The sequence below is a fragment of the Mycobacterium sp. IDUB_3 genome (genome assembly GCF_055419585.1).
The window spans coordinates 1,748,581-1,764,135 of sequence record NZ_JBVAXZ010000001.1 but is presented as its reverse complement, the minus strand read 5'-3'; the positions used below and the strand labels follow the sequence as shown (position 1 = coordinate 1,764,135).

The 15,555-nt window shown below is 61.6% G+C and carries 13 protein-coding genes; 10 read left to right on the top strand and 3 right to left on the bottom strand.

What is annotated here, in order from left to right:
• The first annotated feature begins 7 nt into the window (after window positions 1–7).
• Together ACZYVJ_RS07695 and ACZYVJ_RS07690 are read left to right on the top strand one after the other, a co-directional pair.
• Window positions 8–508, top strand: a complete 501-nt coding sequence (locus ACZYVJ_RS07695; protein WP_463830458.1) for a nitroreductase family deazaflavin-dependent oxidoreductase — start codon at window positions 8–10, stop codon at window positions 506–508.
• Between the two features lie 92 nt (window positions 509–600).
• Window positions 601–801 (top strand): YegP family protein, encoded by a 201-nt coding sequence (locus ACZYVJ_RS07690; protein ID WP_463830457.1) that lies wholly within the window; start codon window positions 601–603, stop codon window positions 799–801.
• A 57-nt stretch (window positions 802–858) separates the two neighbouring features.
• Here ACZYVJ_RS07690 and ACZYVJ_RS07685 read toward each other — a convergent pair whose 3' ends face one another.
• Entirely contained in the window at window positions 859–1,470 is a 612-nt protein-coding gene (locus ACZYVJ_RS07685; RefSeq protein WP_463830456.1) for a hypothetical protein, read from the bottom strand.
• Between the two features lie 1,016 nt (window positions 1,471–2,486).
• Here ACZYVJ_RS07685 and ACZYVJ_RS07680 point away from each other — a divergent pair.
• From ACZYVJ_RS07680 to ACZYVJ_RS07645, 8 genes are all read left to right on the top strand, one after another.
• Window positions 2,487–3,611 carry a tyrosine-type recombinase/integrase gene (locus ACZYVJ_RS07680; protein WP_463830455.1) on the top strand — a complete coding sequence of 375 codons (1,125 nt, stop codon included), beginning with the start codon at window positions 2,487–2,489 and terminating at the stop codon, window positions 3,609–3,611.
• Between the two features lie 236 nt (window positions 3,612–3,847).
• Window positions 3,848–4,072: a helix-turn-helix domain-containing protein gene (locus tag ACZYVJ_RS07675; RefSeq protein ID WP_463830454.1), complete on the top strand. Its 225-nt coding sequence runs from the start codon at window positions 3,848–3,850 to the stop codon at window positions 4,070–4,072.
• 67 nt (window positions 4,073–4,139) lie between these two features.
• Window positions 4,140–4,868, top strand: coding sequence for a hypothetical protein (locus ACZYVJ_RS07670; RefSeq protein ID WP_463830453.1), 729 nt, complete (start codon window positions 4,140–4,142; stop codon window positions 4,866–4,868).
• A gap of 296 nt (window positions 4,869–5,164) precedes the next feature.
• Window positions 5,165–5,779 carry a hypothetical protein gene (locus tag ACZYVJ_RS07665; protein WP_463830452.1) on the top strand — a complete coding sequence of 205 codons (615 nt, stop codon included), beginning with the start codon at window positions 5,165–5,167 and terminating at the stop codon, window positions 5,777–5,779.
• A gap of 1 nt (window position 5,780) precedes the next feature.
• Complete coding sequence (locus tag ACZYVJ_RS07660; RefSeq protein ID WP_463830451.1) at window positions 5,781–7,526, top strand: DNA polymerase; 1,746 nt, start codon at window positions 5,781–5,783, stop codon at window positions 7,524–7,526.
• 313 nt (window positions 7,527–7,839) lie between these two features.
• Entirely contained in the window at window positions 7,840–8,067 is a 228-nt protein-coding gene (locus tag ACZYVJ_RS07655; RefSeq protein WP_463830450.1) for a hypothetical protein, read from the top strand.
• A 458-nt stretch (window positions 8,068–8,525) separates the two neighbouring features.
• Window positions 8,526–8,873, top strand: coding sequence for a hypothetical protein (locus tag ACZYVJ_RS07650; protein ID WP_463830449.1), 348 nt, complete (start codon window positions 8,526–8,528; stop codon window positions 8,871–8,873).
• Window positions 8,874–8,999: 126 nt separating this feature from the next.
• Entirely contained in the window at window positions 9,000–9,359 is a 360-nt protein-coding gene (locus ACZYVJ_RS07645) for a hypothetical protein (protein ID WP_463830448.1), read from the top strand.
• A 399-nt stretch (window positions 9,360–9,758) separates the two neighbouring features.
• Here ACZYVJ_RS07645 and ACZYVJ_RS07640 read toward each other — a convergent pair whose 3' ends face one another.
• Together ACZYVJ_RS07640 and ACZYVJ_RS07635 are read right to left on the bottom strand one after the other, a co-directional pair.
• Window positions 9,759–13,331, bottom strand: coding sequence for a CHAT domain-containing protein (locus ACZYVJ_RS07640; RefSeq protein WP_463830447.1), 3,573 nt, complete (start codon window positions 13,329–13,331; stop codon window positions 9,759–9,761).
• Between the two features lie 267 nt (window positions 13,332–13,598).
• Window positions 13,599–14,528, bottom strand: a complete 930-nt coding sequence (locus ACZYVJ_RS07635) for a hypothetical protein (protein ID WP_463830446.1) — start codon at window positions 14,526–14,528, stop codon at window positions 13,599–13,601.
• Between the last annotated feature and the right edge of the window lie 1,027 nt (window positions 14,529–15,555).

Genomic DNA, 15,555 nt, shown 5'->3' with positions numbered 1-15,555 from the left:
TGACGCCATGCCCGGCCGGTCGTTCGACGATGCGAATGCTTTTCACCGGACGATGCGCCGCTTCGCGTCCACCGCCCTGGGTGCGGCGCTTCTTCGCCCGACGGCGCACCACCTCGACCGCCTCGTCGTCAAGGCCACCGGAGGCCGGAGGAGCTTCGCCGAGGTCGCGACCGGCATCCCGGCGGTCATGCTCACCACCACGGGCGCCAAATCCGGTGAGTCGCGCACCGTCGCCGTGTACGGGATCCCGCACCCGGACGGCCTGGCCCTGATTGCGTCCAACTTCGGGGGCACCAGGCACCCGGCCTGGTACCACAACCTGAAGGCCCATCCGCAAGCGACGGTGGCGGTCGGCGGCGACACCTGGCTCGCCACCGCACGGCTTGCGACACCACGCGAGCGCGACGAGATCTGGGCCAAAGGACTCGAGCTGTATCCGGGCTGGCGGAAGTACGAGGTGCGGGCGAAAGATCGACAGATCGAGGCGTTCGTGCTGAGACGAACCTGAAGCAAACGGAACCGAGTCTGCTCCCCCTTCTCGGGAATCCAACCGCGGCGTAGCGTTCTTGCTGTTCGGAGAAGCGAACAAGGAGAACTGCAATGGCAGCCAAGTTCGAGATCAGCAAGGATAAAGCCGGCAAGTTTCGGTTCCACCTCAAGGCCGCCAACGGTGAGATCGTCGCCGCCAGCCAGGCCTATGAGATGAAGGAAAGTGCCTACAAAGGCATTGAGTCGGTCAAGACGAGTGCTCCCGCCGCGAAGGTCGTCGACCTGACCGAACGGGCGCACGCGCACAACTAGCGCGAAATCGCCGCTCACTCTCGCAAGCACGAATTATGCGGTGCCTGCGGCAATGGCTTACGGCTTGCTGTGAGCACTCGGCAGCATTGCCAAGCGTGGCGTCAGCGGTTTAATATCTTCCGCCCAGTTCGGCGGACGAACCGGCTGACAAGTGTCGTCAATCGCCAGCCCGATAGCCGAGCTGCTGCAGCGCTTCATGCCGTTCGTCGGGCGGCAGCGACGCCAACCGCGGCCCTGCGTCGCGGTCGTTGGCCCGCCACGCTTTAACTTCGGCGTCACCATTCGGGTGCGTTGGTCAATTGTGTTGCTTCCCTTCGGTATTGGTGTGATTGGGAAGTGGAACAGGTTCGCGACGAAGCTAACAAGCAATAAAACGCCGATCAGGGCACCGATGACGACCAGGGTCGCCTGGTTCTCCGACATGCGGCCTAGCCAGTTCGCGTTCGGCGACGCCGCTGGCCGGTTCGTATGTTGCACGCGACCGGCCTCGGCGACGCTGACCGTGCTGCGCTTCTCCCCGCCGTTGACCGCCATGATGATCCACACCGGCAACCAGAAGCCGAACAAGAGCACGGTTATTAGTAGGTGCAGAACGTGGTTGACGGGCTTGCCCGTGGTCACGATCGCCGAAGTCGATGTGCGTGTCTCAACGCGGCCGCCGTGAGCCACGATCCTCCTGACAGATCCTTCAGCAAAAGCGAGACGTCTTCTGGCCGCTCGAATAGCCTCAATCTAGGTTTGGGCGCACCACCCACTTGCCTGGAATCTCCGGGCTTCGCCCTGAACGGTCCCCGAAAAGAAAGAGTTGTCAAAAGTATCCGATTGGCGGGCTGGTCCTACCTACCTATAGGGCGGCCCACCGGGGCTGCGACGACAAAAGGAAACATCATCATGATCACGCCCCATCACCTCGACCGCACCACTCAGCCCAAACTGAAAAAATTGGCCGCCAGAACCGTTCTCGCCGGTGGGTTGGCGATGGTTGTCATAGGGCTGACCGCTGCCATGGCCAACGCAGACCCCGCACCGCTGGACCCCCCAAGCCCAACCATAACCGCAACCCTGCACCCCACACCGCCCCCTCCGGAAAGGACAGAATCAGACCTCTGTAACGCTGTCAACAATGCGCCGCGTGACCACCAGCCGAACAGCTTGAGCGGCTGCTAGGACGCGCCGCATCACGCTACCCAGGCGGGCTTTTGCCATATCCCTCGGCGGTGTTTCCACTCAGGGATTGACGAGGCAGCTGATCATGCCGGGAATGACCAGTTGCGCAACGATGACTCGCCCAGCCGTCTCCCAGACCTCGCCGAACCTCGCGTCGAGCGCAGTCGGGTCGAAGGGTGTGGTTCGTCACGCCGTTCCTCTTGGGGTCCCCTTGGTTGGAGGCGCGGGCCCGTGAACTTCACCACCTCGTTTGCTGGCCACCCGCCGGAGAAATCTGCGAGGGCACGCCGGGGGAATTCGAGGGTTTTGGGCGGGGACCGAAAAAAGGTTTTACCTGCAAGAATCCGTGGTGCCCCCGGCAGGATTCGAAACTGCGAAGCTGATAATCGTATGATCAGCAAAAACCGCTTTCTAACTGGACATTCATCACTGGCGTAGTCTGGACTCGTTGGACAAATTGGACGGCGAAGGACTACTAGATAGCCAACAGATCGCCATAGTGGCAGGGGAATCAAAGGGTGCCAGGCATACCGAACAGACGCGGATGGGGGCATATCCGCAAGCGTCCCGGCGGCAAATTCCAGGCGAGCTACGTGGGGCCGGACCTGGTGCGACACTGCGCTCCGAAGACATTCACGGCCAAGATGGACGCCGAGGGGTGGCTGCGCGATGAACGCCGGCTGATCGAGCGGGGCGACTGGACCTCGCCGGAAAAGCGAGTCGCTGAGGTGGTGGCCCAGCACATCACTTTTGCCGAGTACGCCAAGACCTGGATCGAGCAGCGCAACGTCAAGCCGCGCACCCGGATCGGCTATCAGGCCCTGTGGGACAACCATCTCAAGCCACTAGGGAAGGTGCCGCTGGTTCACCTCACCCCCGAATCGGTCCGTACCTGGTATGCCGGACTGGGCACTGAGCACACCCGGCGCAACAGCCACGCGTACGGGTTGTTGCACGCCATCTTGGCGACGGCCGTCACCGATCAACTCATCTCGACCAACCCGGCCAATCTGGCGCGAGCTATGAACCCACCGACCAAACGCACACCCGTGATCCTTGATGTGGACGAGGTCGCCGCCCTAGCCGAAGCGATCAAGCCGGAACGGCTGCGCGCCTTCGTTCTCGTTCTGGCTTGGACTGGTGTGCGCTGGGGCGAGGCCATCGAACTGCAGCGCCGCGACGTAGCCGAGGGAGCCAAGGCGATTCGCATAAGCCGTGCCGTCACTCACCGCGACGGATGCCGCGTGGACACCCCGAAGTCCGGCAAGGGTCGTTCGGTGATCGTGCCGCCGCACATCCGGGCCGACCTGATCGCCCATCTCGCCACTTACGTCGGGAAAGATCCCACTGCGCAACTGTTCCCGGCTGTACGCGGCTGCCACCTTAACGACCGCGTCTTCCGGGACTACCTTGCTCCGGCCTTGAAAACGATCGGGCGCGAGGATATGCGGATCCATGATCTGCGGCATTTCGCAGGGACGATGGCTGCCAGGGCCGGCAACTTGCCAGAGACGATGGCCAGGCTGGGCCACTCCACACCCAAGGCCAGCTTGATCTATCAGGGCATCGCCAGCGGCAGGGCTGAGGAAGTCGCGGACACATTGTCTCACTTAGCCGGTCATGACAAGGACACACGAAAGTAGCGACACGCCCGGCGGAGCAACCTGGCCCGACACGCCGGGATAATTAATTTTCCACACTGAATTGCGTTGTATCGCAACGTAATAGTGCGGACACTCCAAAAGTTATCCACAGGGGAAAACGGCAGACGCGCCGCCCCTTTCCTGGGTCTTTGGTCACGAGCCCCACGATGGCGACCCGGCTCAGGAGTACACCTGTTGGACAGTCTTGCCCTACTCGGACCCCAAGAGGACATCCCGTGCCCGGTAAATCGAACAAACTTGTCTTCACTCGTGCAGACATCATCGCCGATTGTGAAGCCGTCACTATTAGGGAAGCCGCCAATTACCTGGGCGTAAGCCATAAGACGATCCGCAGACGCATTGCCGATGGCGTCCTGCCCGCATTCCGCGTGGCCGGCGGCCCCATCCGTGTTCTGGCCAAAGACGTTGAGGCACTCAAGATTCCTGTTCGGGTGTCGTGAAAACGACGCTTTACTCCGGCTAGAACTCCATCACCTCCACCAAAAACCACAAGAAGGAACAATCTAAATGGCAACCAAAGCGACACCATCCGTGGCCATCGCCGAGATTCCCTTCGGGACGAAGCCGATGACAGCAAGGCAAGCTCGCGACGTAACGGACCAAATCAAAAGAAGCTCAGACAATACCTGGGAACTGATCGTCCAGGCATACTTAGGCCAAGCGTGGCAGGCCCTGCAGCACCCCACTGAAGGTCGCAAGTACAGGGATTGGGACGACTACGTCGACGGGGAATTCGCCGATGCGCCAATCTCATTGCCACGTGAAAAGCGCAAGGAAGCTGTTCTATCCCTTCGTAGTCATGGATTGTCGGCACGGGCTATTGCGCCTCTCGTCGGTGCGGGCAAGAGCACTGTCCAGCGTGACATTGACAAGGCGGTATCAACTGTCCCATCTGGGACAGTTGAATGTTACGGCGACGGCATGCCACCGCTTGATGTTGACGCCGAGCCGCTGCCGGACGAGCAAGCAATACCGCCAGTCTCTATTCAGGGCCGCGACGGTAAGTCACACCCGGCCATACGGCAGCGACAGCCGAAGCCGAAAGATCAGGACATCGTCGCGTTCGCGACGAAGATCGCGATCAGGCTGGACACGCTGAACGCGGACATGGACAAGTTGTTCGAGCTGCCTGGGGCACGGGAATCCGTTGAGGTGAAACGTCTTCTGCGCAACCGCATTAAGTCCTTAAGCAACGCGGTCGAAATGTATATGCAGCCCACCAATGTCACAGCCTAGTCCGATTCGGCGGTGGAGGCGCCGCCCGTGCAATGTTTGCGGCCGACCCGTGATGTGCGGTCAAGGTGATTCCCACTATGAATGCCGCCCCCGTTGTGCGAACTGCGGCCAGCCGAAAGGCATCTGTTCGCCGAGCTGCCCGAACCCATCACCGGGAAGTTCTTTCCACCCCATCGAGCTTGGAAAGGAGGTCGACGACCGCGACGACTACGACTTAGCGACCTAAACAGTCAAGGGCCACTACCGGGCGTCGGCAGTGGCCCCCAACATCTCCAATACAGAAAGAAGTTTAACAAATGGCTGCAAAGATCCACGCCGTCTCTTCGGATGACCCGGACGGCGGGAACGAACCAATCGACCCGTTTGACACCGAACGCCTTCGATCTGCGCCGCTAGAGAACATCGGCGTCGAGAAGATCACGCTCACCGTCCCGGTCCGACGGCCGGGTCGTAATGAGTTCTTCCGTGTCCATCCTGATCCCGAGATGACGGTGGACTGGTATGTCCTAGAGCGCGATGGCGACATGGACCGCGAGGTCTATTGGGTGACCGAGGAATTCCGCGGAGACCTCCTCGAGGAGCTCAAGCCAGTGCGCATCTTCACTTGTATCAACAAGCACGGCACCATATTTCTGTGGCCAGCCAAGTTGCCGGGTTCGGATAATCGCCTTGGCCGGCGCTGGCACGAATCCGCATTGGAGATCGCCGAGCACGCCAAAAGTTTGTGGGTCAAGATGCAAGGCAAACGCGATCTCGGGGCTTATGAACTGTTTAAGGCCAAGGGCGACCTGGGCGAACCGCAATGGCCGAATAAACCGTTGAGCGATCTCCTTCGGCTGGGGTTCAAGGGTGATCTGCTGATCGACTCCGTTGACCATCCTGTGCTGCGGGAGCTCGCCGGGGAGATCTGAAATGTTTGGCCTTCCCTTTAGCGAGATCTGGGCCGCCGACTTCGAATACACCATTTCGAAGTCGGGGGCCCGGCCCTCGCCGGTGTGCTTGGTCGCGAACGAACTGATTTCCGGTCGATCGATCCGGTTATGGCGAGACGATTTTGGGGATACGCCGCCGTTTCGGACCGACGCCGACGCGTTGTTCGTCGCGTACTATGCACCCGCTGAACTGTCGTGCTTTTTGGCTTTGGGTTGGCCGCTTCCGGCAAGAATCCTGGACCTGTACGTAGAGTTCCGCGCCGAAACCAACGGGCTGGCCCTGCCTATCGGTCGCGGCCTGCTCGGTGCGCTCAGCCATCACGGCATCCCCAGCATCACCTCCGAGGAGAAGAAGAGCATGCGCGACTTGGTGCTGCGCGGCGGGCCGTGGACCGAGTCGGAGCGGCGCGACATTTTCGATTATTGCGTGACTGATGTCGACTGCTTGGGGCCGCTTCTAGAACGGATGCTTCACGGTATCCGCCGAACGCCCCAAGGCTTCGGCCAAGCATTGCTGCGCGGTCGGTATACCGCCGCGGTCGCGCGCATGGAGCACACCGGAATCCCGATTGACGTCCCCACTATCGAGATGCTGCGGCAGCATTGGGCAGACATCAAGCTCGGGCTGATCGCCGACATCGACAAAGACTATGGCGTCTACGAAGGCACAACATTTAAGGTAGGCCTTTTCGCGTCATGGCTCGACGCCCAGGGAATCACGTGGCCCCTGACCGCTAGCGGCCGCCTGCAGCTCGACCAGGACACGTTCCGCGACATGGCGAAGACCTATCCGAAGGTGGCTGCCCTCAAAGAACTTCGTCACGCGCTCAGCGAGATGCGACTGGAAGAGGTCGCGGTCGGCCCCGACGGGCGTAACCGCACCATGCTGTCGCCGTTCGGCGCGCGCACGGGGCGGAACACACCTTCCAACACCAAGTTCATCTTCGGGCCCGCGGTTTGGTTGCGTGGCCTGATCAAGCCCCCGGCGGCGCGGGCCCTTGCCTACATCGACTGGAGCAGTCAGGAGGTGGCGATCGCCGCGGCCTTGTCGGGGGACGCGGGGATGCGCGATGCTGTGGAATCCGGCGACCCATACCTGACTTTCGCTAAGCGATCTGGGTTGGCGCCTCCGGACGCAACTAAGGCAACACACGCCGCCATCCGCGAAGTGTGCAAGACAGTGGTGCTCGGAACCAACTACGGGATGGGCCCGCAGGGCCTCGCCTTCCGGACCGGATTGAGCGTGATTGAAGCCCAAGACGTGCTGCGGAAGTTGGCCACCACGTTTCCAACGTTTTGGGAATGGGCCCAGCACGTGATCGACGTGGGCATCCTGACCGGGCGGCTGTCGACCGTCTTCGGCTGGCCGATCCACATCACCGACAACGCCCGACCTACCGCGCTGCGTAACTACCCGATGCAAGCGAATGGGGCCGAGATGTTGCGATTATCGTGCTGCCTCGCCACTGAACAAGGTGTCGCTGTGTGTGCCCCCATCCACGATGCACTGCTAGTGGAGGGTGACATCGGCGAGATCGGCGACGTGGTAAATACGACCAAAGCCGCCATGACTAAGGCGTCGCGCGATGTCTTGGGAGACTTCGAGATCGCCACGGACGTGACCGTGGTCGCGTACCCGGACCGGTATGCAGACCCCCGCGGACAAACGATGTGGGAACGCGTAATTAAGCGCTTACAGGATGCGCAGGGTTCGGAGGGTGTCTAGCGTTCGCAGGGTATTTGGGGTGTAACACAAGTATTTATCGAATCCCACCCCACCAGGCCCCTTAATCCTATTTGCTAAGTCAATAGAATAGTCAATAGTAACTAGAGAATATTTTTAACACATTGGCATCCAGCATCATTCAATCAAACGAGCGTCACCCACGTACTCGGGCCGGCGGATGAACTCGAGCCCAGCGCCCAGGTTCTCATCGCCCAGCCGCCGCATCTGCACATGGTATTTGTCCGCGACCCGGGCGGACCGTAGCAGGTCGCCAAATGCTCCGAGTTCAAGTGACCTCGGCTGTGCACGCCAGTTGATCGACGAGATCTACCTCCCTGGAGCCTTCAACGCCGGGTGGGAGGCGATCTGGATCGTCGGATGCGGACCCGACCGCTGCCGCCGCGACGAGATCTGCGATCTGCGAGTGGAGGAGTGGGGTAAGCCGTACTGGGGTGGCGACGTTGTCTATACCGCCGCCTACGACGACGACGAGAACCCCTATCCCATCTCCGATGTCGACGCGGAAGAACCGCTCTGCTGATCGCGATCATCGACACCGACTGCGAGGACCACCCCGACGGTGACTTGATCTGGTGCCTTCGCCTCGTGGCCGACAACGACAACACCTCATATCTACTCATGCCCGAGCCCCGGGTTCGGGCGGGCGGTGTTGATAGGTGTTCTCGGCCCCGCGGCGACCCAACTCGTCAGCCCTCCGTCAGATGTTCGGTCCTGTAAACCAACGGTCGATAGATGTACCCGAAGGGTGGATGGAACCTCTACAGCCCAGGCTCGGTCAGGCGTGATGCTGCGAAACGCAGCTCTGCTTCGTGGCTGAATCCGGCTGCCCGGCTGTGTCCGTACCAGCCGACCAAACGCGTTGGACTATCTCAATCCACATTTCAAGGCGCCACCAAGGCCTAGTCGGGCTATGCGCCGGCCATCGAAATGTGATCGTGCGATCCTGTTTGGGTCCCCGTCGACGACAACACGTTCGTTATGCTGCGCCATCAGTGGGCGCTCGATCGGCTGTGCGGCGGGCAACTCTACTTCGAGGCGTGGGCCAGCTTCAGCTCTGGAGGGCTCAGGAATCGCTTCAAGAACGCGATGTGCGACGCGTTCGAAGCCTTCGCCGGTGGGATTCTGCACCGCATCTTCGACAAGAGCCCACACCTGCGCGCAATCGTCGGCGAAGACGAAATGCACGCGGCCTGGCCGGGGCCGAAGGGAAAGAAGCCGCCGGTGTGCGACTGGATGCTCTTCGGTGGAGCCCACTGCATCGTGATCGATGCAACAAATCACGCAGTGAAAGAGGATGTGGCACAAGGCTTGGCGAGCTGGGACTAGTACGGCGCTGACGTCGAGAAGATTTTCTCCGATCCTAACGACGGCAAGTTTGGTCAGCTACTCTCTACGATCGACCTCGTCAGGAAGCACGGCGGCTGGGACAACGAGAAGGTCGACACGAAGACGATGTTCGTCCCGCTCATCGTCGTGCCCGACGCCGGCGTGGTCAATGGGCTGCTGACCCAGTTCGACATCAATATTCGGGGCCTCGATGCGTTCGGCCATCTTCAACCGCAGGTGTACGCCCCCGGCATCGTCCCGATATCTGACGTTCAATTGCTTGAAGGTATGGCCGATATCGGGATGAAATACGGCAATAATCCCGACATGATGGGGTTGATCGCGAACTGGCGCGCCAAAGCATCCAAGTACGGGCTGGCGTCACTGCAGATGTACCTGCTCAGCTCAGGGTTTCCGCTGTTGCCGGCCAGCGATCACATTGTCAAGATCAGCCGCAAGGTGATGAACCTCCTTGGCGGCAGCTAGTCCAGCATCCTCCTCACGGTTCTGGACGAGGACACAGGTGCAGGACCAGCTGACTCGTCGCCGTCGATGTGGTCATAGTCCAACCGATCACACGACCAAGCCCGGGCTCGGTCAAATACCCTTCGATATCAGCGTCTTTGAGGTGTTCATGTCCCATGACATGCAGGTAGGTTCCGACCGCCAATCACAAGCGCGGTAGACAAGCCGCATATCCGCGCGGTGCGCGCTAGCCCCTAACTCGTCGCGGTGGTTGGATCACGGAAAACTCCCAGTCGAGTTCCTTGACCAGTTTGCCCATGTTCTCACGGTGGAACGCGAAACGTTCGTTCGCGAGGGACTTTTCGCGGAGAACGTGGGGGTCGAAGCTAGCTCGAATAGCTGCCGAAGCGTTGGGTATAACTACACGCCGACGTATACGAAGCCAGCCCAGGTATCCGGGCGGGTTGGATCTCCGGTCGATGGCGGTCCCGCATCACCTGATGCCATCCATGCCTGCGCTTGGCAGAGCGCCGCCGCTGGGGGCAGCCGGTCACGGCGCCATAGCTCGTAGAAGCGCTTCATTAGCACCGCTGTGCTGGCGTCGGGCACCGACCAGAGGGACCCCACGACACCGTCAACACCAGATTGCGCCAGAGTGGATGCGAGGCTGAGAACCTCGTCGGGGAGTGTTTGATCACTCATTGCCGACTCACACGCGGAAAGCACGACCAGGCGGGCGTTCGACAGATCCAGGCTGAGGAGGTCAGCGACGGTGACGGGCGCGTCGCTGCACGCGTCTATCTGGCTGGCGAGCGCATCGAGCGGACTCGACGACGCGTGGCAGGCGAAATGCGCGACGCCGATGGTCGGCAGCGCAGCCAGCAGGTTGGCTCGCGTTAATTGACTGCGCAGCCTGATTGGTGCGTCCGTGTCGAACTCGGCGACCACCGCCTGCGCCTCCTCGGATGCGTGGGTCAACGTCTCATCGGCCACGACGAGCAGGCTCTCGGCCGCGCGGCTGGTGGTGGATCGCCGGTCGAGAACTGTCCGCAGGCTCGGGGCGTAGCGGATGGTGAATTGTGAAACAGCGTAGGTGATTTCGTTCCCGGCGGATCGCCGGGCTGCGTGCAGCGGAAGATCTACCAGCCGTCCGCACGGAATGAGTACGACTTCCGAGGCGTCGACGAGCATCTCGGTGACCGCACTCATCGTGGTGTCCCAGAGCCACGCACCGACCGAGGCGACTTCAGCCGGCCAGCTCGGTGCCGATCGGGCCGACTTATCGGAGGCCAGCGTGCGCCACGCATCGGCGCGAGCCTGCAGCGCCGACTCCGTCAAGTCCGGCAGCGCGCGGCAGGCCGTCGGTCCGGTGGCGTCCACGCGGATCGCTACTCCGGCTCGCGATCCGGGGACGAGGTACACGCAGGGGGCAGCAAGGCTCGCCATGTCGGCGAGCGAAGGTGCGGCGGGTCGTGGGAACGCTTCGAAGCCTTCGATGGCCGAGATGTGGCCTATCGCCGTCTGAAGTCGTTCTCGAGTGGCCTTGACGACCGCCGCTGGAATGGTCGCCGTGGTGTGCTGCGGCGTTGCGGATCCTGTGTGGCCGTCCAGACTTCCCAGCGCTGCGGCGGCGGCTAAATACTCCTCGCGCAGGTCGGCGTGGCCTGCGGCAGCCAACGCGTCCAACTGGCGGCGAACCGAACGCGCGCTGGTGGCCGCCAAAACAGTTCGCCCCGTTTCCAGCACCGCGACAGCGCCGAGGAGATCGCCGCCCGCAGCCAGTGCCGCCGCCGCACGGGTTGCCAGCTGCACGCCTTTGCGCAGCGCCTGTTCTTGGTGGCTGCGCAGACTCTGTTGGTCGAACAACGATTCCATGGCCCGCACGCCTGCTACATATGCACGGGCCGCACCGTCGGCATCGCCGCGCTCGGCACGCAGGCCGCCGAGTTCGTCGGCGGCCCGGACCTGAAAATCCGGGCTGGGCGAACCGGAAAGGACCTGTTCGAGAAGGTCTTCGGCGCGGGCCCGCTCACCGCAATGTGGGGATACAGCGGCCATATGGTGGACCACCGCCAACTGGTAGGCGGTCATGTGCCAGGCGACGGTCCCCGGCGGCTGGCCTGCGAGCGCGTTCTCCCCGAGCCGCACGGAGGTGGCGCGATCATCATCGGAGTCCGTTGTCGATCCGCGCACGGCGTAGGACCATGCCAGCGCGATTCCGGCCGAAGCCTTGGTGGGGTTGCCGACGGGAAGGCTCTCAACAAGATGAGTGAGCGGATCCATCCCTGCGGATATCAGATTGGCACGGCCCTTCCGCAGCCCCAGCAGCTGGTACGCGACGGCGAGATTGTAGGCGAGCGTGGGCAATACGGGATCTTTGGCGTTGGCGAGGCTGATCGCCTCGGTCAACTGGCGCGCTGCCGCCTCTAGCGGCGCGGTGCGCCCGGTCGCATCTGCGACGGCCATTAGTGTCACCGCTGAGTTACTCAAATTCGCCGGCCGCGACGCCATTGGACCAACCTGCGATATGCCGACACAGAGTTGTTGGGCTTCGGCGAGGTCGTCCATGTGGCCGTTGAACTCATACCGAACGGCTAGCGCGCCGGCGAGGTTGACGCGGTAGATCACTCCTTCGTGCGTCCACGGGGGAGCCGCTGCCACTGCCAGTCGGGCGGTTGCGACGCCCCGCTCGATCGCGTCGGCGCGACCTTCGACGTCCGCCAGTGCCATCAGCGCCCGCACCTGGTTGTTAAGCCGCTGCGGTCTGTTGGCCGCGCCCTCAGGCGTCAGGTCCACCGCCGTCTCGATTAGCGACACCGCGTCACGCAGATCCGACGCGTCGTGTTTGGCCTCGAACCGCTCCAGCAGTGCCAGGCCATGCGTATTCAGCACCATCGGTAGCGTGAGCGGATCTGGGTGGGCTTGTTGTGCCTTGACAAGCAGGTCGACTGCCTCGTCGAGGCTTGCGGGATCTCCTGTGCGCCGGTATTGGAACCGGATCAATACATCGGCCAGGTTGGACATCACATGCACATCGGGCTCGAGGCCGCCGCGTCGCACGGTGTCAAGGCCGTTACGGAAAGCGCGCAGCGTGGCCGCGAGGTCGGTGTCGTCACCGTACAGTTCGTACCGCTTGGCTCGGGCCCTGCCTTGGGCGGTGTAGGCCATGACCAGGATGCCCATCAGTTCATCGCTGGCACGGTTTTCAAGTGACGCGGCTGCGCTGTCGGCGAGCCGGATCGCGTCGTCGAGGTCCTTTTTCTGACCGCTTGCAATGTAGCGGTCGTGAAGCGCGTTGGAGAGCCTGATTTCGTAAACCGTTCGAGCGATGGCATTTTCGGGGCCGGCCTCCAGTGCCGCCTTCTGATCCTTTACCGCCCGCTCGAGGAGCGCCGGATCGGCGTTGTGCGCTCGGGCAAGTCTTTCCGTGATCCCCCGCAGGCTCAACAGGGCGGCGGTGTCCTTCGTTGGCAGCCGTTCGATTTCGCGGGTGAGCATCGTGCGGCACTCGTCGAGATATTCCGCGCCGTCCCGGTTTCGGACCGCCGCCTCCTGAAGACAAACCGCAAGGTGGTAGGCGAAATGCGGGCGATCGCCGGCGTCGGGTGGCGCGTCGGCGAGCAGGCGGCGTCTATCGTTTACGGCTCGCATCAGGTCGTCCTCGCGATGGCTTACCTGGTACCGGTCGAACAGACGAAAGGCCCTCTGATCGACAAGCCACTTTCGCTGGCCGGCGTCCAGTACGTCATCCATGAAAAGTGCTGCGTCGCATGCCGAGATCGCGAGATCGAGTACGAACGGCTCCTTCTCGTTCGCCCAGACTTCAGCGGCGAGCTCCACGCTGTGCAGGTAGGGCACGGGGTCGAGCTCATTGGCGCGTTTCGCCGCGAGCTCGAACAGCTGCATCGCGCGGGCGGCATGCGTTGCGACACCGCTGGATTGGTAGGCCACGCGGTGGGCTATCCCGAGATCGATCAGCCCGCGGGGCGTCACCAACGCTCGCTCTGCGCCCCAGCTCAGTAAAGCGTCGGCTCTGGCAGCGTCGGCGACCACATCCGGTGACGCGCCAGGGATCCGAACTCGATCGATCAAACGCAGTGCCAGTTCGACTTCGACCTCCGGCGGGTGGCCTGGCTGCGCGAGCGCCCCTTCTAGCAATGACAAACACACGGCCAGGTCGGCTGGGGAGCAGCTCGCGTAAAAACGCTCCCGCGCAAGGGAATAACGTTGGTACAGATTTGGCTCCGTCAGCGGCAGGCCCTAACGTGAGATGTGCTGGATCCCAATGGCCACGTAGTTGAACTCGATGAGGCGGTCCGGGTTCTCTCTGTGGACGATGGCGTTACGCGACTGGTCATAAGCGTACAACCCCCAATCCCACGGCGAGCCATCGACGGTGGCGGGTGCCTGTGCCATCACGTAGGTGCCGAGGTTCAACTTGGCGGTGTCGACGAGCGTTTGGTCGAGGTCGAGGCCGATCAGGCCGGTCTGGACTCTCTTGTTCTTGTTGCTGCCGGCCATGTACTTGGCCAGTGAATCCAGCGTGGTGGACAACAGCCCTATTGCAGGACCGGTCGAGGCGAGCAGGTCTAGACCCTTGTGGAATACACTGCTCTGCAAAATCTCAAGCAGCTTCGCGTCACCCTGGCTGTGAACATTGACGGTAGACATCGCCAAGGACAAGCCGTCTTCGCCGATCTCTATGCCACTGAACAAGACTTGTCCGCCCACCGGCATCTGATTGCCGTCGGCCGCTTGAATCGTCGAACTGAAATTGTGTTTCGGTTCACGGTCTTTGCCTCCCCCGGCACCGAAGTGCAGAAGTATCTCGTGAACTCCCAAACCTGGGTAGCAGACCACGAGAGCTGCGGTGAGTCGGATGGCGACTCGCTCGCCGATCAGATCACGATCCGGCGCGACACTCCTGGGATCGACGATCGAATACGTCGGCCCCGCACCTTCCTGGATGTAGCCGACCATGCTGCCGGTGTGCTTGTAGGGCCTCGGCTGCAGGATGACTGGCCACTGTAAAGACAGCCGCTCCTCAAGTGCCGCTGCCGCGTCAGCCTCGTTCGCCGAATCGGCAGTCGGCACCTCGGGATCGTCAACGGATTCCAAATAGGCTGCGAGATCGGCAGGATTCAACTCTCCTACGCTCAGAGAATCCCCGAACCACTCCTGATCGATCATCTCACTCCTACGGTGGTGGGCTGCCCCTTTTTGGCCACGTGGGTCGAAAGATCAGGGTATTTGCATTCGATGCTCGTCGGGAGGGCATTGCCGCATTGTTCATGAAATCGAGTCGTTGCGATGGCGGCGCTACGCGCGCTGGGCCCGCACGTGAGTCGAAGCGTCACGCTTGTCGTAACGAGCGATAACACCCACTCGCTACATTGCTTTGCATTGCTGGCATACGGCCAGCCCGGGACGGAACAGCCACCATGACAGAGAATGACGGCACCCAGAGGAGACTGATTCATCAATGAAATATGCAGACTAACTTCATGGATAATGACGATTATCCTTGGATATGGTGCATCGCTCGAATGGGTCGCCCGGTTTCACCAAGGAGGAAACCGCCGAGTCAGTCGACTATGCACCGGATCGGACCCCGTTAGCTAGGTTAGGTTGTGTAATCGTCGCTTGCTCTCGAAGCGCAAGTGTCGTTCGCGGCGAGAATCCTTCGTACCCGGGCTGTCTCAGTGCCAGCCAACTGCATGAACATTTGCGCACTCACCGTTTGTTTTGGGACCCAATCGGGCCTAGCCGGCTATGCCGCTGGCTATTGAAGTTTTGACCGCCCGATCCCGTCCGGGGGTCCGAGACTAATCGTGGGTAACAGCAGTTATCCATGAAAGCCAGCTCGTGTTGTCCAGGTGAAGCAGGGGAGGTCCCGAGCGTCCCGGGACCAACGTTGCGCTTGCGACGACCTACACCGCCGCCAAGGCATCCGAACCGAAAGGTGACCCCGTCAAGTAACCCCAGAACTCCCCCAGCACAGTTGGATGGCACTTCAACCCAAATCCTTGCTAGACGAGATCATCGTTCCCGCCCAACCGCATCACCTCGGCCCACCAGAGGCCCCTACTAGCCTAAGAAGTCAAATAAAGCAAAAGCTTTACACCACCAGAGGGTCCCCTTGGCGCTGAGACCTTTGTCGCAGCGGGGCAAACTACCTAATGTGTGTTCACTAGGTTCGTTTGAACGAAGGAGTTCG